The sequence below is a fragment of the Burkholderia sp. S171 genome (genome assembly GCF_009766085.1).
Taxonomy (GTDB): domain Bacteria; phylum Pseudomonadota; class Gammaproteobacteria; order Burkholderiales; family Burkholderiaceae; genus Caballeronia.
Genome location: NZ_LMUF01000010.1, coordinates 177,680 through 197,492, shown reverse-complemented (window position 1 = coordinate 197,492; position 19,813 = coordinate 177,680). Strand labels below are relative to the sequence as shown.

At 60.7% G+C, this 19,813-nt stretch carries 19 protein-coding genes; 4 read left to right on the top strand and 15 right to left on the bottom strand.

Annotated features, from left to right (window positions below):
• Positions 1 to 75: 75 nt before the first annotated feature.
• The 5 genes from GSQ93_RS06605 to GSQ93_RS06585 form a co-directional block, all read right to left on the bottom strand.
• Entirely contained in the window at positions 76 to 699 is a 624-nt protein-coding gene (locus GSQ93_RS06605; protein WP_158934822.1) for an FMN-dependent NADH-azoreductase, read from the bottom strand.
• A gap of 49 nt (positions 700 to 748) precedes the next feature.
• Positions 749 to 1,390 carry a glutathione S-transferase family protein gene (locus GSQ93_RS06600; protein WP_158934821.1) on the bottom strand — a complete coding sequence of 214 codons (642 nt, stop codon included), beginning with the start codon at positions 1,388 to 1,390 and terminating at the stop codon, positions 749 to 751.
• A gap of 108 nt (positions 1,391 to 1,498) precedes the next feature.
• On the bottom strand, positions 1,499 to 2,116 hold the full coding sequence (locus GSQ93_RS06595) for a phospholipid-binding protein MlaC (RefSeq protein WP_254073797.1): 618 nt from the start codon (positions 2,114 to 2,116) through the stop codon (positions 1,499 to 1,501).
• Positions 2,117 to 2,381: 265 nt separating this feature from the next.
• Positions 2,382 to 2,777 (bottom strand): hypothetical protein, encoded by a 396-nt coding sequence (locus tag GSQ93_RS06590; RefSeq protein ID WP_158934819.1) that lies wholly within the window; start codon positions 2,775 to 2,777, stop codon positions 2,382 to 2,384.
• A gap of 142 nt (positions 2,778 to 2,919) precedes the next feature.
• Positions 2,920 to 3,831 (bottom strand): LysR family transcriptional regulator, encoded by a 912-nt coding sequence (locus GSQ93_RS06585; protein WP_158935007.1) that lies wholly within the window; start codon positions 3,829 to 3,831, stop codon positions 2,920 to 2,922.
• Positions 3,832 to 4,272: 441 nt separating this feature from the next.
• Between GSQ93_RS06585 and GSQ93_RS06580 the strand changes: the two genes are divergently transcribed.
• Together GSQ93_RS06580 and GSQ93_RS06575 are read left to right on the top strand one after the other, a co-directional pair.
• Positions 4,273 to 4,983 (top strand): SDR family NAD(P)-dependent oxidoreductase, encoded by a 711-nt coding sequence (locus GSQ93_RS06580; RefSeq protein ID WP_158934818.1) that lies wholly within the window; start codon positions 4,273 to 4,275, stop codon positions 4,981 to 4,983.
• Positions 4,984 to 5,043: 60 nt separating this feature from the next.
• Positions 5,044 to 5,280, top strand: a complete 237-nt coding sequence (locus tag GSQ93_RS06575; protein WP_158934817.1) for a 4-oxalocrotonate tautomerase family protein — start codon at positions 5,044 to 5,046, stop codon at positions 5,278 to 5,280.
• 73 nt (positions 5,281 to 5,353) lie between these two features.
• On the opposite strand, the gene GSQ93_RS06570 is transcribed toward GSQ93_RS06575, so the two are convergent.
• The 3 genes from GSQ93_RS06570 to GSQ93_RS06560 are packed head-to-tail and all read right to left on the bottom strand — an operon-like array spanning position 5,354 to position 9,552.
• Complete coding sequence (locus GSQ93_RS06570) at positions 5,354 to 6,823, bottom strand: amidohydrolase family protein (RefSeq protein WP_158934816.1); 1,470 nt, start codon at positions 6,821 to 6,823, stop codon at positions 5,354 to 5,356.
• A gap of 21 nt (positions 6,824 to 6,844) precedes the next feature.
• The gene (locus tag GSQ93_RS06565; protein WP_158934815.1) at positions 6,845 to 8,305 is read right to left on the bottom strand and encodes a M81 family metallopeptidase; all 1,461 of its coding nucleotides are present in this window, start codon (positions 8,303 to 8,305) and stop codon (positions 6,845 to 6,847) included.
• A gap of 17 nt (positions 8,306 to 8,322) precedes the next feature.
• Complete coding sequence (locus GSQ93_RS06560) at positions 8,323 to 9,552, bottom strand: MFS transporter (RefSeq protein WP_158934814.1); 1,230 nt, start codon at positions 9,550 to 9,552, stop codon at positions 8,323 to 8,325.
• Between the two features lie 259 nt (positions 9,553 to 9,811).
• On the opposite strand from GSQ93_RS06560, the gene GSQ93_RS06555 reads away from it, so the two are divergent.
• Entirely contained in the window at positions 9,812 to 10,741 is a 930-nt protein-coding gene (locus GSQ93_RS06555) for a LysR family transcriptional regulator (protein WP_158934813.1), read from the top strand.
• 114 nt (positions 10,742 to 10,855) lie between these two features.
• Positions 10,856 to 12,106 (top strand): D-amino acid dehydrogenase, encoded by a 1,251-nt coding sequence (locus GSQ93_RS06550; protein WP_158934812.1) that lies wholly within the window; start codon positions 10,856 to 10,858, stop codon positions 12,104 to 12,106.
• Between the two features lie 20 nt (positions 12,107 to 12,126).
• Here GSQ93_RS06550 and GSQ93_RS06545 read toward each other — a convergent pair whose 3' ends face one another.
• Genes GSQ93_RS06545 through GSQ93_RS06515 form a run of 7 tightly spaced genes read right to left on the bottom strand, consistent with a single transcriptional unit; the run spans position 12,127 to position 19,784 of the window.
• Complete coding sequence (locus GSQ93_RS06545) at positions 12,127 to 13,551, bottom strand: FAD-binding oxidoreductase (protein ID WP_158934811.1); 1,425 nt, start codon at positions 13,549 to 13,551, stop codon at positions 12,127 to 12,129.
• Positions 13,552 to 13,604: 53 nt separating this feature from the next.
• Positions 13,605 to 14,387, bottom strand: a complete 783-nt coding sequence (locus tag GSQ93_RS06540; protein WP_158934810.1) for a glucose 1-dehydrogenase — start codon at positions 14,385 to 14,387, stop codon at positions 13,605 to 13,607.
• Complete coding sequence (rpiA, locus tag GSQ93_RS06535) at positions 14,384 to 15,148, bottom strand: ribose-5-phosphate isomerase RpiA (protein WP_254073779.1); 765 nt, start codon at positions 15,146 to 15,148, stop codon at positions 14,384 to 14,386. The genes GSQ93_RS06540 and rpiA overlap by 4 nt, the downstream gene beginning before the upstream one ends.
• A gap of 54 nt (positions 15,149 to 15,202) precedes the next feature.
• Positions 15,203 to 16,048, bottom strand: coding sequence for a MurR/RpiR family transcriptional regulator (locus GSQ93_RS06530; RefSeq protein WP_158934808.1), 846 nt, complete (start codon positions 16,046 to 16,048; stop codon positions 15,203 to 15,205).
• A 10-nt stretch (positions 16,049 to 16,058) separates the two neighbouring features.
• Positions 16,059 to 16,772 carry an HAD family hydrolase gene (locus GSQ93_RS06525; protein ID WP_158934807.1) on the bottom strand — a complete coding sequence of 238 codons (714 nt, stop codon included), beginning with the start codon at positions 16,770 to 16,772 and terminating at the stop codon, positions 16,059 to 16,061.
• A gap of 12 nt (positions 16,773 to 16,784) precedes the next feature.
• Positions 16,785 to 18,314 (bottom strand): xylulokinase, encoded by a 1,530-nt coding sequence (gene xylB, locus GSQ93_RS06520; protein ID WP_158934806.1) that lies wholly within the window; start codon positions 18,312 to 18,314, stop codon positions 16,785 to 16,787.
• 24 nt (positions 18,315 to 18,338) lie between these two features.
• Complete coding sequence (locus GSQ93_RS06515) at positions 18,339 to 19,784, bottom strand: aldehyde dehydrogenase (protein WP_158934805.1); 1,446 nt, start codon at positions 19,782 to 19,784, stop codon at positions 18,339 to 18,341.
• Positions 19,785 to 19,813 lie beyond the last annotated feature (29 nt).

Here is a 19,813-nt window from a genome sequence, read left to right as displayed (position 1 = left end):
TCGAGTTGATTTGAAATTAGCAATCGCGTTCGTCGAATGAGGACGCCCGGACGCGAGGAAAACTGCATTCCTCGCTTACAAACCGCGAGCAAGCTCGCGCGCTTTTTCGCTGGCCTCATGGCGGGATGCATGGTCCTGCTCGGGGCCTGCCAAGGTTTTTTCGACAGTGATCACACGGACGTCGGTGATGCCAACCATACGCGACCACATGGTCAGATAGGCGGTCTGAAAGTCGTACAGCTCCACTGGAAAATCCACTCCAAGCCCAACGCCTCGCGCCGCGATCGTGACGACCGTCCGTCCGCCAAGCAGGCCGTTCAATCCTCTTTCGTCGAAAGTAAACAGCACATCCTTCTGCGATATGACGTCGATTAGATGCTTGAGGCGATACGGGATGCCGAAATTCCACATGGGTACGCTGAAGAGAATGACGTTTGCCTGTCGGAACCGTTCGGCAAGCGTGTCGACGGTGCGCCATGCGTCGGCCTGCGCGGGATCGAGCGGCCGGCCCTCGATGCCCGCGTATTTTGCTTCGAGCACCGGCCCGTCGAAAACGGGCAGGTCGATTTCCCAGACATTCAGTTCGTCGACTGTCCCGTCAGGATGTTGCTCCTTCCAGACTTCAGTGAAGGCGTTAGCGACCTGCCGAGAGGCCGAGCGCCCTGTGCGGGGCGAACCAATCACGTGGAGAAGATGCATAAGTCCTCGAAAAAGGTAAGTTGGATAAGGGGCGACTCCCGCCGCGAAGTCATGTCAGCATCGGTGTCAAGTCGGGATCGCCTTTAGCCATCGCCCGCTGATACCCGGCCCGTCCGCCGATGCGCTGAAGATACGCCAGTATGTTCGGATAAGGCTTGAGATCAACAGGATGAAACAGACGCATCGTGGTTAGCGAAAAGACGCTCATGATGTCTGCCGCGGTGAACGCGCTGCCAGCAAGATAGTCGTTCTGTGCAAGCCGCGCTTCGATCAGCGCGAGCACCTTGTCCAGTCGTCCCTGCACCGACGCCTGGATCGGATGGTCGGGTGCCAGGCCGCAGCGCCCAATGAACATCGATCGACCCATTACCGGCTGAAGATTGCCATTGGCGAAGTGAAACCAGTAGAGATAGGAAGCGAAATCGGGATAATCGGGTGCATGCTGCAAACGTCCGTGACCATATCGGGCGAGAATGAATTCGACGATAGCGGCCGATTCGGCAAGCAAGATTCCATCGGCTTCGATGAGCGGTGCCGCGCCGAGCGGATGCAGCGCCTTCAGCGCTGGCGGCGACAACTGCGTGACCGGGTCGCGCGTGTATTTTTCGAGCTCGTAAGGAACCTCAATTTCTTCACAAAGCCAGACGATCCGTTCCGATTGTGAGTGACCAAGGTGATGAATTCTCAGCATGAAGCTTTCCTTATTGGAAGTGCAGCAAGTGACCTGGTTCACTCGGGTAACGTTGGCAGGCGTTCGGCATGAAGCACATACGCCCGCTTGCCGGTGGACTTCAGCACGTCACTGATTGCCAGAGGCAAGTTGTTTGTTGCGGTCGGTGAGAAACTGGATCAGCCCGTCGACGCCGCTTTGCTGGATCTTGTCGTTGAATTGCGTACGGTAGGTCTGGATCAGCCATGCGCCAAGCACGTTCATGTCATAGACACGCCAACCCTGCGGTGATTTGTACAGCCGGTAGTCGATCTGCACTTGACCGCTTTTGCTTAGCGCGATCGTGCGCACCACGGCGTCGGTGCCGCCCGACTCGGCGGCCGAAGGCGGATACTCGAATTTCTGATTCGTGTTGAGCTGCGCAAGCGCGCCGGAATACGTGTGGATAAGCAACTGCTTGAACTGCTCGACCACCTGGTCCTGTTGCCCGGGTGTTGCAGTGCGCCAGAAGCGGCCCATCGCGTACTGCGTGGCGCGGCGAATGTCGACGTACGGGAGGATATCCCGGTTCACTATCGTCGTGATGCGCGGGATGTCGTCCGGCGTGAGCGCCTGCTGGCGCACCTCGTCCAAAATCTGCTGCGTCACGGTCTGGATGAGTGTCTGCGGGTCGGTCTGGTCGTTGATTTGAGCGGACCAAGCCTGCTCAGGCGCGCACAGCGACCCGACGCTGGCCGCGATGGCCATCAATGCGACGAATGCGGACCGGACAACGGTGCTTCGGCAGACGTGCTTCATCGCAAACCTCGATTCCGGGAGGGGCCGATAGACCGCGGGAGCGGTGACGGCACGGTCCGCGCCGCGTGTAGCTGCTCATGCGGTGACGCAGTTTCCCGCGTGAAGACGGACCGTCTGCAACATCCTACCGGATAGCTTGCCGATGAAGTATTCAGTCAAGGATTCCCTGTCCACGCGTTTCGGGCAGAAACCACGGCAGCACGATCCCGAGCACCTAGGCCAGACCAAGCGCCATCGCCGCCTGCGGCGCGCCGTCGAACGACTTGACGATCGTGCCGGCAAGAATCGGGAACACCCTCGCGATGATCCGCGCCGCGTTGAATACGAAGCTGATCGCGGTCGAACGCACGGTGCTCATGAACAGCTCGCACGGATAGATCGCCATCCGCACATACGCGAAACCGAGTGTGAAGAAGCCGTTGATCGGCGCGACCCCCGCCATCGCCTCTACCGTGTGAGTGAGCTTATACGTGACGAACGTAATCACGAGCGCACCGACAAACGTCAGCGAAATGAACGCGCGCCGTCCGATCACATCGATTACAAAACCACCTGCCGTGTAGGCGACGACCGCGCCGATCGTGTACGTAATCGACACGCGCGCGCCCATGAGGCAGCGTCGGCAACATGTTCGGCCTTGCCAATCGAAACGGTGTAGGCCGGCAAGGTGGAACTTGCCGACCAGCCGATCGTCGCTACGACTGACAGCAGGATCGGGGCAGCCGACGAATCATTGCTTACTGATAGCGCCTTTATGCGCCGAGCCTTTCCATCAGGAAGTCCACAAAACTACGCACCCGTGACGACAGATGCCGGCCATGCGGATAAAGCAGGATAAACGGTCGCGAACAGCCGCCATACTGAGGGAGCAATTCATTGAGTGTGCCGTCCTCGATGTCCTTCTCGACAACGAACCGATAGGTCTGGAATATTCCCGCGCCATGACGGGCCATGGTCACGCCCGCAAGCACGTCGCCCGACGATCCGTACCCTCCGCGCGTCGCGATTTCAACACAGCTGCCGTCCTGATTGAACTGCCACGGTATGTTGCGACCGCTACTCGGCAACTCAAACTGGATGCACTCATGGTTAATCAAATCATCCGGGGTTTGCAGTTTATGAGCTCTGCGCAAATACGCGGGCGATGCCACCACCACGAGTTCCGAATCCTCGAGTTTTCGCGCGATAAGACCTGAATCCCGAGGTGCACGCCCCCGGATCGCCAGGTCAAAGCCTTCGTCCGCAAAATCGATGTTGCGATTACTAAGGTGCGTTTCCACTGTGACGCCGGGATACCGCTCACGAAATTCCGCCAGCAGGGGAAGGACGCGATAGTGCGCGTACGGCGTTGGCATGCTGATTCGCAGGACGCCAGCCGGGGTTGTCTGTTGCCCTGTCACTTCCCGCTCCGCATCCGCGAGATGTCCAAGCGCCAGCCGGCACTGCTCAAAGTACCGCTTTCCCGCGTCCGTCAGTCGAATCTGTCGCGTTGTCCGGACGAACAACTGTACGCCGAGGCGTTTCTCAAGGGCCGCTACTGAACGGCTGACCGCAGCAGGATTCACGCTCGCAGCCGCGGCGGCGGCCGTGAAACTTTCCAATTCAGCAGCCAGACAGAACAGTTCAATACTGCCCAAAAGGAGGCCTTCAAATTGACGCTGCATAGTCCCTCGATGGCATAAAAATTTTTGCTCTTTTCCGCGCGACCGTCGATAGCTATTGGCTCGCTCAAAAGCTCGGATCCCTGTCTTTATCTTAGCGTCGACGGGCCGACGGGCCGACGTGACGGATAAACCGCGAAGAGGGCTAGCGCTTGAAGGGCACGGTCGAACGAAGCCCTGATTAGCGAACCTGACCAACCTAAGACCCGGCAAATCGACCGTAGAATGGTGCCCTAATTTGGGTATTCCTGCCTGCCACTCGCTGCGCTCGACGCCATATTTCAAGCCGCCTGGTCCCGCGCCTGATTTGTTCTTGTCACGCAAGACTGTTTGTCCATGGCGGGTATTCGAACTCGACGTCCACGCGCCTAGACTGCGTTCAGCACTTCCAGATGCCGTCGGTCCGATCGGCACCAGAGCTAAATCTACCTATAGAGGTCTACCATGAGCACATCACAAAAGGTTGTAGTCGTTACCGGTGCATCCCAAGGCATTGGCGCAGAACTGGTCAAGGCTTTCCGGGAACGCGACTACCGCGTGGTCGCAACAGCGCGCAGCATCAAGCCGTCGGACGACCCCGACATTCTGACGGTGGTGGGTGATATTGGCGACCCCGCTACGGCCCGTCGCGCGATTACCGAAGGCGTGGCACGCTTCGGCCGCATCGACACGCTGGTCAACAACGCCGGCATCTTTATCGCGAAGCCCTTTACCAAGTACACCGCCGAAGACTACGCAGCGATCACAGGCGTGAACCTCTCGGGGTTCTTCTACGTTACGCAGCTCGCGATTGCTGAAATGGAGAAGAATTCGAGTGGGCACGTGGTCACCATCACGACCAGCCTGACCGACCATGCTATCAGTGGTGTGCCGTCGGTACTGGCATCGCTGACGAAGGGCGGCCTGAACGCAGCCACGAAATCCCTCGCGATCGAGTACGCAAAGAGCGGCATTCGCGCGAACGCCGTCTCGCCGGGCATCATGAAATCGCCGATGCACGCGCCTGAAACCCACGCGGCGCTCGGAGCACTTCATCCCATGGGCCATATGGGCGAGATGAGCGATATCGTGAACGCCGTCCTGTATCTGGAGTCGGCGCCTTTCGTGACAGGCGAGATCCTGCATGTCGACGGCGGCCAGAGCGCGGGTCATTAAACACTTGCGGGCGTCGATCGCAGGCGCCCTCTTTAGTTAAGCACTGCAGGAGAGAGCGACATGCCTATTGTCACCATTCAAGTTACCCGCGAGGGTAGCAAGCCCGGACAAGATTCGGTCACAGCGGAAGAGAAGGCACAGCTCATCAAGGGCGTGAGCCAAGTGCTACTCGACGTACTGAACAAGCCACTTGATGCGACCTTTGTAGTGATAGAAGAAGTGGCTACCGAGAACTGGGGCTGGGGCGGATTGCCGGTTGATGAATTCCGCAAGCAGCGAGGAGCGAAGTCGCAGTGAACGTGGGTCCGTGCGTTTTGCTTTAGGTGAACGGGGATTGTGCAGGATGGGGCAAAGCGCTCGGCGCTTTACCTCAACTCAGCCGAGATCGAACAATCACTTTCCCGGCGCGCGCACCGCGGTGTTCGCCTTGCCACCACGTCAACTCCCCGTTCACCACGACAGCCTCCACGCCGTCAGCAGCTTCGGTCGGCGTATCGTAGGTTGCCCGGTCTTTGATTGTAGCGGCATCGAATATGACGACGTCGGCGTGCTTACCCGTCTCAAGCGTGCCTCGTCCCGTCAAGCCAAAGTTCTTTGCCGTGAGACCGCTCATCTTCCACACCGCGGTTTCGAGCGGGAACAGACCGATGTCGCGGCTGTAATGTCCGAGCACGCGCGGGAACGTCCCCCACAAACGCGGATGCGGCTTCTCGCCCAGCGCCAGTCCGTCCGATCCGATCATCGTTTCTTCGAATGCGAGGATGCGCCGCACGTCGTTCTCATCCATGCTGAAGTAGATCGCGCTCGCCGGTTGCAAGCGTCTGGATGCCTCGGCGCGGCTGACGCCCCACCCTTCTGCAATCTCACCCAGATCGCGTCCCGCCAGTTCGGGATGCGCTTCACTCGTCGCAATGCGCACCCGCCCCTGAAGTTTCGTTTCATCGGTGTGAAGCATGGTCGAGCTGGCGTCGTAGGGATAACAATCGAGTGCGACGCATTGGCACTGCATCGCCGCTCGGATCAGCGGCAACGTGAGCGTCGACTTGCCGAAGTTCGCTTCACGCATCAGCTTGTGATGTGAAATCACGACCGGCACGTCGAGCGCCCGGCCGATCTCGAACGTCTCGTTGAGGGAGTCGATACAGCCGTCCGCTTCGTTGCGCATGTGGGTCACATAGACCGCGCCGGTGCCGGTCAACGGGCGGCATACGCTGATCACTTCCTCCATTGGCGCAGCGGAGGCAGGCGGATAGTAAGTGCCCGTCGAGATACCGATTGCACCAGCCTCCAGCGCTTCGCTCAGCAAGCCTTGCATCGCTTCGATCTCCCGGTCGTTCGCGGCGCGGTCGAGCGAATCCATTGTCATCACGCGCAGGGTGCTGTGCCCCACCATCGCAGCCACGTTGACGGATGATGGCGAACGGCGAACCGCGTCGAGATAGTCAGAAAAACGCGAAAAGGTAGCGCGTGGCGCATGTTCGTCGCCGGTCAACAAGCTCAACGGCATTGGGCGCGGTGCATCCGGGCTCAGCGGTGCAAGGCTGATGCCGCAGTTGCCGGTCACGACCGTAGTGACGCCTTGCGAGATCTTGCAAATCATATGCGGGTCGAAGAGAACGGCGGCATCGTCGTGAGTATGCGAATCGATGAAGCCCGGTGCGACGATCTTGCCAGTCGCATCGATGATCTTCGTCGCTGTACGCGCACGCAGATCGCCGATCTCCGCGATACGTCCGTTGCGAATACCCACGTCGGCGTCAAAACGCGGCCGCCGCGTGCCGTCAATCACCGTGCCGCCGTGAATAATAAGGTCAAATACATTGGATTCCTGACTAGTCATGATGGATAGTCCATAGCGTGATTATTTGGCGTGCGGCCGGTTGTGAATGGGCCATTTTGGCAGCTTGATCTTTTTATACGGTAACGCTGACCAGTCGGGACTTGCGGACCCGGGTGCGCCAACATAGATGATCTCGTGAGCAAGGGTGGAAAACGACGCGTGAAAATGCTGCGCCGATTTGACCACCACAATCTTTTTGCGCGCGAGGTCGCACCCGAGCTGCGTGAACAGGTCGATGTTGAGCGCTTGCGCGCGGCGCGTGGACAGCACAATCTCGATGCCCTGCAATTCGACCAGCGCACAGTCGCCGAGCGGGGACGGCGTGCCTGCCTGACCGGTCATTGTCATGTTCGGGAACACGGCGCGCACCAGACACCGCCCATCGACCGGCGTACCCGACTGCGGCCCGATCTTGCCACCGATCCGCAGATCCAGCGTGGCGCCCACGCCGGCATCTAAAGCGATGCTGACCGCAACCGGGTCCCACAACGGCCCGAGCGCCGCATCACCGATACCACGCGCCAGCATGCGCTGCAGGATGAAAGTCGAGTCGCCCGCGGCGCCGCTGCCCGGGTTGTCGGAGCGGTCCGCCAGCACGACCGGTGCGCCCGCGGATGCCAGCGCGCGGTCGAGCGCCGCGTCGATATCGAGGTAGCGCACGAGCAAGGCATCGCGCAGGGTGATGACCTCATCGGCGAACCGCCTCGCAATGGCTTGCGCCGTGGGCGCATCGTCATCCGCATAAACCAGGACCTTGGTGCCCATGTCCTTGACATCCCCCGTCGCGAAGCCCTGCACGATCGAGATCGATAACACGCCGTCGTGCCCCTCCAGAGCCTGGGCACGATCCGTCAGCGAGCGGCCGGGTTCGCGCGTGGTATGAATCGGCACGACCATGCCGCAGTCGGCCACCGCTGCAACCGGATTGATTTCACCCAGCGCAGTGCGCTGACAGAGATCGGCCAGCTCGAACGCCCGCTCCAGCACGTCCGTGTGCGGGTACTCCTTGAACATGATGAGCACGTTGGCATAGCCGACCATCGCTTCGCTCAAGTGCGCATGCGGGTCCAGCTCCGCGCCGATCACGGCGTCAGAGCCCACTATCTGCCGGACCTCGCGCAACAGATCGCCTTCGCAATCGTCATAACCATCAGCCACCATTGCACCGTGCAGGCCGAGCAACACAATATCGACGGGCAAGGCCGCGCGCAGATCGGCCAGGAGCTCGTCGCGCAAGGTCTCATACGCCAGACGCGTGACCACGCCGCCGGGATTCGCCGATGCAACGAGCCCCTCGATTACTGTCCAGCCGTAGGTCGCTGCGCATTGACGTGCCGCCCATAAGGGGCCGCCGAAAAAAGTCATTTCGTCGGGATGCTGCCCGGCCCGGAAATAGCCTCGATCATGAAACGCGCCGAGGCCTGTCGGAATGGGCGCGAAGGTGTTCGTTTCCGTCGCAAGGCTGCCGGTAAACACGCGCATTAGTTCTCCTTTCATAGTCAGGTCTGCAGGCTCGGCAAAGGCGGCTCGTTTGCCGGGCTCCACGTCGACGCTACCAGCACGGCCAGAATCCCGGCAATCAGCAGCAGCCAGAACGCAGCAAAAAACGAACCGCCGAATGCTGCGATCAGCGCGCCCATCGCCACAGGGGCAATCGAGCCTGCTATCTGACCACCAAAGTTCATCAAGCCCGTGGCGCTGCCGACCAGATGCTCCGGGAAATGTCGCAGCGGCGCCGAAAAGACCGTTGCATAGACGAAGTTGAAGGATAGCGAAAAGAGCGTCCAGTAGATCAAAAGTAGCAAGATCGTGGTGGTCGTGATCATCAACGCAAGAAACACCACGCTCATCAACGCGCCCATCATCAGGAACATCCGTTCCTTGCTTTTACCGTATTTGTCCAGCAGCAAGCCAACCACGTTTGTGCCCGCAAATGCGATCAGGTTGGGCACCGTCACCGCCAAACTGAGGTGAAGCAGATCGATCCCGTAGGTCTTTATCAAATACGACGGCATCCATGACTGTACGCCGACATACAACATGCTCGTGAAGAACCAGATGGCGGTCAGCTTCCATGCCATCCGGATACGCAGCAACGAGCGCCACAAATTCCTCGGCCGGTTCGCGACGCGCGCCCTCTGCAGAGCAACACCGCCGCGCAACGAGAGCCACAGGATCATCGCGACGAGCACCCCCGCTCCGGCAAGAATATGGAAACTGCCACGCCACCCGAGATGCACGACAGTCAGCGCGATCAAGCCGGACCCGGCGGCATTGCCCAAGAACGTGGTTGAAATCAGGAATGACTTGGCGCGCGCCCGCTCGGGCTTTGGAAACACCTCAGCAACCGTCACTGAACTGGCCGGCGAGAAGCTGCCCTCGCCCATGCCAAACATGAAGCGGATGGCCAGGAGCGAGCCGAACGACCACGCAAGACTCGTCGCACCGGTAAACACCGACCACATGACAATACATAGCACCACGATAATCCGTGAACCGAAGCGGTCCGACAGCCAGCCGCCTGCGAGCTGCATGAATGCATAACTCACGTAGAACGCGCTCAGCAACATGCCGGCTTGCCGGGTATCCAGGGCGAATTCATGGCTGATAGGAATGATCGCTGTGCTCATCAGGATGCGGTCCGCGTAGCCGACTGCCCACGCGAGGAACAGACCCGACAGACACACCATTTTTTGCGTCCGGGAAAACACATACCCCGCAGACTCCATAAGCCCTCCACACCACGTTAGCGCTACGTACTTGGTAACCCCACTCGATAACCCCTTAGCTGACCGGAGCGCAGAACCGGCCAGCAGCCCGAATATGAGGGCGTGTGCGGAGCGCGTCTAATGAAAATAAAATCCCAAAATATAACCCTGTGTTATAGGAGGCTTACAGAAGTTGTAAGCAGTTCAGGCGGAGAACCTTGTTCCAAACCATCGAGGCGTGCCGTAAGCTGCATGGCGATGTCAATCCAGGGAGACACAGGTGCGTTTGCGACATATCGAAATCTTCAGCGCGATCATGCTGACCGGGTCGACCAACGGCGCGGCCAAGCTCCTGCATATCTCGCAGCCCGCGGTAAGCAAGATGCTGCAGCATGCCGAGCAATCCGCCGGTTTCGCGCTGTTCCTGCGTAGCAAGGGCAAGCTGGTGCCCACCCCCGAGGCATTGCGGCTACGCGAAGAACTCGGGCCGTTCGATGAACAGCTCAAGCGGATCCGGCGCCTGGTCACGAGCCTCGGGCACGGCGCTGACCGTCCGTTGCGGGTCGCCGCCACGCCCGCTCTGGCACACCACGCGTTGCCACACGTCATGGCACGCTGGTGCCGCGCGTTCCCGCAGTCCAAGTGCGAACTGAGCGTCGCGCACACGCGCGAGATCGAACACGCGCTGCTGTTCGATGAAATTGAACTCGGGCTGACCATGCGGCCCGTCTCCCATCCCAACCTCGTTGCCACGGCGGTGTGCGAAAGCACGCTGTGCGCCATTGCACCGGCCGGCTGGTGGGCGGACGCTCTGCTCGACCAGCCGCTGACACCAGACGATCTGGCGGGGCAACCGCTGATCACCATCGATCCAGACGACTATCTTGGAGCGATCCTCTCCGCGTGGCTCGCTGACGCTGCTGAGCCCCCCGTGAGCAATCTGTCGGTGCAGACATACCCGCTCGGGAAGTCGCTGGTGCAGCAGCGCATCGGCATCGCGATAGTCGATTCGTTCACGGCGAATTATCCCCAGCATCATCCGGACATCCAGATCCGGCCGCTCGCGATCGACGAGACCCTGCAGGTTTATGCGGTGACAGAACACTCGCGACCGCCGCCGCAATCAGCAGAGCGGCTCATCCAGTTCCTGCGTGACGACGCGCCCGGAGCATCGACCAGGCCATCGGCCCAAGAGTCGTCAAGGAGTTAGATGCAGTTGCGAGCGCTATAACCGACGGCTATAGCGCGAGCGCTGGTCGATATTGGACGCCGGTTGCGCGCTGCAGAACAATGTCCTCCAGCTCAACCAACTATCGAACATCCCATGCATGTGCTCGTACTAGGAGCAGGCGTCACCGGTCTGGCTACGGCCTGGTATCTACGAGAGGACGGGCACACCGTCACTATCGTAGAGCGCAATGAAGACGTTGCACTTGAATCGAGCTTTGCTAACGGCGGACAGCTTTCGTATAGCTATGTCGCCCCGCTCGCCGGCCCGGGCGTACTGTCAAAGCTGCCGTCCTGGCTGTTGCGCGGTGACTCGCCGATCCGCTTTCGACCACGCCTGGACCCGGACCAGTGGCGTTGGCTCGCACAGTTTGTCTGTGCATGCACGCAGCGTAAAAGCGAGTTGTCGACCCGGCGCTTGTTAGCGCTCTCGTTCTTAAGCCGTGACTTGATGCATCAACTGCTGGCGAGTGAACCAGGCTTGCTCTTTAGCCACTCGAATGCCGGCAAACTGGTAGTGCACCGCAAGCGCGCCTCATTCGACGCCGCGTTGCGACTGCTCGATTACCAACGCTCGCTCGGCTGCGAACAGCAGGCCCTCAATACGCGCGAGTGTGTGCAGAAGGAACCGGCATTGGCGCATCTCGCCGGACAGTTGCAAGGGGGCATCTTCACGCCCAGCGAAGACAGCGGCGACTGCTACCAGTTTTGTGTCGAGATGAGCCGCCTGTTGCGGGCACGCGGCGTTCAATTCCAGCTCGGTACGAAGGTCACCGGCTTGCGTCGCGCGCCAGGCCGAGCACATCGGGTCGAAGCAGTAGCCAACGACAAGGTAATCGAAGCCGATCAGATCGTACTTGCAGCCGGCGCCGCCAGCGCAGCGCTGCTCAAGCCACTCGGCATGCGGGTTCCGCTCTATCCGCTGAAGGGTTATAGCCTGACCACCCAGGTCGGCTCAGACGGCCACGCGCCGCACATCAGCATCACCGACTTCGAACGCAAGATCGTCTATGCGCGGCTCGGTGACCGGCTGAGGATCGCCGGCATGGCGGACGTCACCGGTCGTCGTGCCGATGTCGATCCGGCTCGCGTCGCCACACTGCGCGCCGAATCGGCTGCGGCGTTTCCGGACGCCGGCAATTTCGATGAAGCCACAGTCTGGTGCGGCCTGCGCCCGGCCACGCCGCACAGCACCCCGATCATCGATTCGACGCAATATGAAAACCTCTGGCTCAACCTGGGACAAGGCGCGCTTGGTTTTACACTCGCGCTTGCAAGCGGCCGATTGATTGCCGACCTGATCGCAAAGCGCCGCCCGGCAGTGCTGCTCGACGGTTTCACGCTTTAAGCTTTGAGCAGAACAACATACTAGAAAATCTTGCCCGGGTTCAGAATGCGCGCGGGGTCCAGTGCTTGCTTTATAGCGCGCATCGACGCTACATCCGCCTCCGAACGCGTCAGGTGCAGGAAATGTTTCTTCTTGATGCCAATCCCATGCTCCGCGGAGATCGATCCCCGGAAGTCCCGCGTCACGTCGTAAATGACCTGATCGATTGCATCGTGATCGTGCTTCGGCAGGCCGGGCACGTCCACCACAATGTGAATATTCCCATCGCCAAGATGGCCGTAGATCATGATCGTGGCGTCGGGCCATCGGGCGCGCAATTGCGCCTCGCAGCGTGACGCGGCGTCGCCCACTTGCGCAATGGAAAAGCTCACATCGTAAGCCGCGTGATTCGGGATGAAGCGTTGATATTCACCGGGTGCATCACGGATTGCCCAGAACGCCTGCGCATGCGCCTCGTTCGAAGCCAGCGCGGCGTCGGTCACTACGCCCTCCTCCAGCATCACGCCCAGAAACTCTTCGAATGCTTCGCCATGCCGGACGGGATCAGTTCCAACACTTTCCAGCAACACATAGAACGGATGCGGCGAGTCAAGCGGAGCACGCAAATTGGACAGGTTGGCAAGCACGGTATCGTGATACCCCGCCCACATGACCTCGAACGCCGACACGCCCGGAGCCAGCCCTGCCTGAGCGCGCCGCAGCAGCGTGGTGACCGCGTCGAAACTTGGCAGTCCGCACCATGCTGTAGCCGTTGCCGTTGGCTTCGGGCGCAGACGCAGCACCGCGCGGGTGATGATCGCGAGCGTCCCTTCGCTGCCGATCAGCAAGTTGCGCAGATCGTAGCCGCTGTTGTCCTTGATCATCTTGTTAAGGCCGCCCACAATCGCGCCGCTCGACAGCACGGCCTCGATGCCCAGCACCTGGTCGCGCATCATGCCGTACTTGATGACTCGATTGCCGCCCGCGTTGGTAGCAAGATTGCCGCCGATAGAACAACTCCCACGCGCCCCAAGGTCAAGCGGAAAATAGAAGCCGGCCGCGCTGGCCGCTTCCTGTACCACCTGAAGGGGCGTGCCGGCCTGAACCGTCATGGTCCCCGACACAGCGTCGATCTCCACAATCTGGTTCATGCGATCAAGACTTAGCGCCACTTCGTCGCCACGCAGGTTAGCGCCGCCGACCAGCCCTGTCAGGCCGCCTTGCGTGACGACCGGCTGGGCGTAGCGTGAACAAATCTCGAGCGCCGCCGCGACCTCGCTGGTGTCGCGTGGCCTGATGAGCGCGAGCGGCACCGCGCTCGGTAGTCCACTCCAGTCCTCGACTCGACGATCGCCAAACTCATCCGGCAACGCCACTACCTGAGCGCCAAGCGCTTCCCGTAACGCGCTGATTGCTTCGCTTGGTACTTCGCTTGGTGCTTCGCTTGGTACTTCATTTACCGCCATGTTCTGTCTCTCCTATTCGCGCCCTGACCGCGCCGCCACACTCTATATCCTGCTCACCAAATCGTATAACCGCCATCCATGACAAGGTCCGACCCGGTCATGAATGCGCTGGCTCGTGACGCCAGGAACACCACACCCGGCGCAATTTCCTCGGGCTTCGCGAGTCGCGCGAGAGGTGTTCCGTTGATCCACGCCTCACGCCATTCTGCGTTCTCGAAGCCGCGTTTCGTAAGTTCGGTGCCGACGTAACCGGGCGATAGCGAGTTGACCCGGATGCCATCGGAAGCCCACTCCGCTGCGAGCGATCGTGTCAGATGAATCACCGCTGCCTTCGATGCATTGTAGGAAGCCTGAGGCTGCGGCCGGTTGGCGATCGATCCGCTCATGCTCGCGATGTTGACGATACTCCCCCCGCGCTGTTTGATCATGAAACGCGCAGCACTTCGGCAACAATAAAATACGCCGTCAAGGTTCACTGCCATCAGCGCGCGCCAGCTGGCGTCGTCGGTGTCGAGCGCCGCCGTATTCCTCACGATGCCCGCATTGTTCACGAGCACATCAAGCCTGCCATGCCGCGCGACCACGCCCTCGAATGCGGCATCGACGGATACCGAGTTCGTCACATCCATCTCGACGAACTCGGCGAACTCGCCGCCGATCTCGTCCACCGCGCGCTGTCCGCGCTCCTTGTCCCGATCTGCGATGATCACATGGCCGCCGGCATCGCGCAGACCGTGCGCGATCGCGAGCCCAATGCCTTGCGCCCCGCCAGTGACCAGACAGATTTGCCCGTCCAGCTTGAACGCGTCGAGCGTCGTGCCGCGGGCGCTGGTCATGATCGCGGCGCTCCGATCACGACGATGTCCGCGCTGCCATCGGCATGACCGACGATCATCTCGCTGGCGATACCCGTAAACAGACCGTTCTCCACCACGCCGGGAATCGCATTGAAGCGCGGCGCCAAACCGAGCGGATCAGGAATGGCTTCAAGATGACAGTCGAGAATCCAGTTTCCGCTATCCGTCAGCAATGGCTCCGTGCCCTTCATGCGCGTGACGATGCGCACGTTTTTATCGAAGCCCGCGGAAACGAACAGCTCGCGTAACAGGCGTTCCGTGCTCTGCCAGCCGAACGGAATCACTTCGATAGGCAGCGGAAAACGGCCGAGACGTTCGAAGATTTTTTTATCATCCACGACGGCAACCATTTTTTTCGAGGCGGCCGCCACGATCTTTTCCCACAGCAGGCAGGCGCCGCCGCCCTTGATCATGCTGCCCTGATGATCGATTTCATCGGCACCGTCGATGGTCACGTCAAGCTGGTCAATCTGGCCAAGGTCGGTGAGCGGGACACCGAGCTCAAGCGCGAGTTCGCGGGTAGCGTTGGAGGTCGGCACGCCAACAATGTCCAGACCTTGCGCCACGCACGGAGCCAGCGCACGCACGAACCAGTGCGAGGTCGTGCCGGAGCCGAGACCGACTTTCATCCCCGGCTGTAGATAGTGGTCAACTGCCTTGATGCCGGATGCGAGCTTGGCTTGATCTTGCAACGATGCCGGTTTCAGGTGGGCATAGCCCGGTTCAATATGCGTGCTCACTGATGTCTCCTTGAAGCAATATGAATGGATGTGGGGACGCTGCCGGGCCATTGGCTAGTCCATGAATTTATCGGTGAACCAGGGGTCGAGCGCAGCCAGGTTGTCCGGAAGCTCGCGCCCTTGCCGCAATCCAAGCATGGCGACCAGCATGTTCACGACCAGAAGATGGTTGATACGCGCAGTCAGCGGCGTGTAAAGCTCGGTGTTTTCATACGCCGGCACGCCAATGGTCAAGTCGCACGTCTGTGCAAGACGCGAGCCCGGCGCGCAGATGGCGATGGTCACGGCGCCTTTGGCTTTCGCCATTGCCGCGGCCATCACGAGCGACTTGGTCGAGCCCGAGTGCGAGAAAAACACCGCGACTTCATCGCTGCGCAGCGTGGGCGCAAGCAGCAATTGCTTCTGCGAATCGAGCACCACGCGGCAATGCAGCCCCAGGCGAAAGAACTTGTGTTCGGCGTCAAACGCGATGGTCTCGGATATACCGAGTCCGAACAGGAAGATGCCCTTGGCCTCGATCAGGCGCGTGGCGGCCTGCTCGATGGAAGCGGAATCGACATCCGATGCAAAGCGCTGGATCGCGTGCAGCGAGTTGTTGATGATCTTGCTGCAGACGCTGTCAGGCGTATCGACAAGCGTGATCGCTTCGTAGTCGAACGGCGCCTGCGGGATCAGCCCTTGCGCGAGCCGGACCTTGAAGTCCTGATAATCAGCGCAATCAAAGCGGCGGAAGAAGCGCACGACGGTGGGATCGCTTGTGGTGGCCGCCTCCGATAATTCGGCCATGCTCATTTTCAGCACGGCCTCGGGCGTGCTCAGCAACACGTCGGCAATACGAAGGGCCGCACCGGTCAATTCCGGGCGTACAACTGCAATTCGGCGTAACAGATCATTTCTCATCAAATTCTCATCAATTTCCCGGCAGGCGCGACGCATTCAATGCGGCGCAGGTGGCAACGAGTTCATTGAAGGAGTCTAGCCGCTTCGCTGTTCCCACGGCCACGCTCGGGCCCGTTCCCCAATTGACGATACGGCAGCGTACCTGTGCTCCTTCTGCGCAGTCAGCGTCGATCTGTGTGTCGCCAATGTAAAACGCCTGCTGGGGCACCACGTTCATGCGTTCGAGCGTCGTCAACAAGTGCTGCGGATCCGGTTTTCTCTGCGGCAGGACATCGCCGCCCACGACCGCGCTGAAGTAATGCAGTAGACCGAAGTGTTTAAGCACGGCCTCTGCGAGTTCCTGCGCCTTGTTCGTACAGACGCCGAGCTTGATACCCGCGGCGTGCAGCGCGGGGACCGCACTCAACGCGTCAGCGTAGACCGTGGAATGTTCGACCGGATGCCGTTTGTAAAGCGCCAGATAGGTGTCCACATCCGCTGTCACACGCGCCGGGTCAAGCGCAAGGCCCAGGCCCTTGTACAGCTTGTCGATTAAACCGAATGACCCTTCGCCAATGTACTTTTCCACAAAACGCACCGCTTGCGGCGGGATGCCGTGGGTCTCCAGCAAACGATTGACTGCGCTCGTGATGTCCGGCGCGGTATCGACGAGTGTTCCGTCGAGGTCGAACACAATGCCTTCTACAGGCAGGCCGGGATGGAGACCGAGGTCAGGTATTGTCATGGGTGCTCGCTCTCAGATAATCGTTTGCGGGGCGACGACTGCGGTCTCGGCGGCAATCTGCGCGAAGACCGGACGCAGCGTGTCGTACAGCGTGCGGAAAGTATTGAAGCGCGCCTGATACAAGGGCCCAAGCGCGGTGTCCGGACTGACGCGCTCTGTAATGCGCAGAGTGCCGACAGCTTCATCAAGCGAAGACCACCATTGACTGCCTACGCCTGCCGCGAGCACCGCGCCATAGGCGCCGCCCTCGGCCGCGCCGGTCACGGTGGTTACTTCGCGCTGCAGCACGTCTGCGAGCAGGTTCAACCAAAACGGCTCGGCTGTCGCGCCGCCCGATGCGCGGACTTCGTCGCATGCGAGTCCCGAGGCTTCGCAGAGCGCTGTGATGGTCCGCACGTTCAGCAACACGCCTTCCATGACGCTGCGAACGAGATGCTTAGCGTCGTGCATGGTCGTTAGCCCGATCCACGCGGAACGGCCATCGGCAGCGACATGCGGGCAGCGCTCGCCGAGCAGGTAGGGCAGGAAAAGAAGGCCGTTCGCGCCGGGCGCCGCGCCGCGGGCGAGTTCGATCATCTTCGAAAATTCGAGCGCGCCTATCTCCTGCAACGCGCCACGCAGCCATTCGAACGCGCCGCCAGCGGAAAGCGTGACACCCATGACATGCCATCGTCCGGGTGCATTGCCGCACGAGATTTGCAACGCGCCCGTGGGCACCGGGCACACGCGCATACCACCGGCCACGATCCCCGCCGTGCCGATCGTTACGCCGAGCGGACCACTATCAATAACGCCCATCGAAGTCGTCTGAATCACCGAATCCCCGCCGCCGCCAAACACGGGCGTGGAGGCAGGCAAGCCCCACGCTTCAGCCAGTTCAGCACGCACGAAACCCGTTCGTTCAGTTGACTCCGCCACCGACGGTAACCACGACGGTGACAGGTCGAGCAGCGACAGCAACGGTTGTGACCACGTGCGTTCGCGGACGTTGAACAGGCCGGTCCCCGATGCGTCGGATACATCGGTAATGTGTTCGCCGGTGAGACGGAGCCGAAGGTAATCCTTCGGGTTAAGCATCTTGTGAATGCGTGCGAACAGGTCTGGCTCGTGTTCGCGCATCCATAGCAGCTTGCCGGCCGTGAAGCCGGGCAGCATGCGATTCTGGATCAGTTCGAGCAGCCCCTCCAGGCCACCCGCGCGGGCCGTGATTTCATCGCACTGGGGCGCGGCACGCTGGTCGCACCAGAGGATGGCGGGCCGGATCACGCGGTCGTTGTGATCGAGTGCGGTGAGTCCGTGCATCTGTCCGCTCAGGCCAATGCCACCTACCGCGCGCCGGTCCGGCAACGCCGCGAGCACCTCGCGCACGGCCCTGACCGTGGCCTGCCACCAGTCCTCCGGGTCCTGCTCCGCCCAGCCCGGTTGCAGCGACACAATTGGATAACCTGCAAGGGCTTTGGCGACGACGTTCCCGTGACTATCCACGGCGATCACCTTGCACGCCGACGTGCCTATATCGATGCCCAACAGATAGCGTTCCATCGCCGGTCTCCGTGACTGTTACCGTTAAGCGCCGTGCCGCAAGCGCACGTGCTTCAGGTGCAGGTAGCCTTCCATGCCTTCGCGGCCATGTTCGTAGCCCGTGCCGCTTTGCTTGCGGCCGCCGTATGGCGCATTCATGATGCCGGCATCGACATGATTGATCGACACGTTGCCGAAGTCGAGGCGACGGCTCAGCGTGAAGCTTTCCTTCACGTGCTCCGTGTAGGCATACGCCGCGAGTCCCGACGGCGTGCCGTTCGCTTGCGCGATTGCGTCATCGAGCGATGAATAAGGCGCCACGCCAATCACAGGACCGAAGGTTTCCTCGTGCATGACAAGCATCTCGGGAGAACATTCGGCAATGACGGTAGGCGCATAAAACAGCCCTTTGGAATGCGCTTGCGGACGGTTGCCGCCGCACAGGATGCGTGCGCCGCGTGCCTTTGCGTCGTCGACGTGACGCATGACTTTATCGAGGCCCGCTCGCGTGGTCATGGGACCCACGTCGGCGTTTTCCTGTGCGATACCATCGGCCACGATCAGTCTTTGCGCGCCCGCCGAAAGGGCCTCGATGAAGTGCCAATAGGCATCCTCGTGCACATAAGCGCGATTGATCGATATGCAGATCTGACCGGCATTGCGAAACGCCCGCCGTAACGTGCCCGCGACCGCGCGCTCCAGATCAGCGTTAGCCGTGACGATCAGCGGGCAACTGCCACCCAGTTCCAGCGACAACGGCGTGATGCCGTTCACCGTCCGGTAGATATCCTCGCCCGCGGCCTGGGAACCGGTGAAGGCGACCTTGTCGATACCCGGGTGACCCACCAGCAGCTTGCCCGTCGCGCGGCCGCCCATGATCAGGTTGGCAACGCCTGCCGGAAGGCCGGCGGCATCGAGGCAGCGGAACAATTCTTCTGCACTTGACGGCGTGTATTCCGAGGGCTTGACCACGATCGTGCAACCCGCTGCGAGCGATGCCGCGAGTTTCCAGCCAATCAACTCCACCGGATAATTCCAGGGCGCGATAGCGCCGACCACGCCGACCGGCTCCTTCTCCACGAAGCTGATGAAACCATCCTCTTCGTTTGGTATGGTTTCCCCGAAAATCCGCACGGCTTCTTCGGCGTAGTAGTGGAACGCCTTCGCAAGCTTGCGTGCTTCGCCCAGCGCTTCACCCAGCGGCTTACCCATTTCGATCGTGATCGCGGTCGCGATGCGGCGCTCGGCGCGAGCGATTTCATCGCCAATCTTGTGCAGCACGCGCGAGCGCTCAAACGCATTGACCCATCGCCACGATTTAAAGGCGCGCGTTGCCGCGGCGACAGCGGTATCCACCCCATGCTGATCCGCATCCGGCGCATGCGCGACGACTTGCTCCGTGCTCGGGTTGACGACGTCATGCCACTGCGTCACGCCGATGTTGCTGAAGTGGCCATCTATGTACATCTCGCACTTTCTGGGTTCTGTCATGTCAGTTACGTCGTGTTCGTAAAACGCCG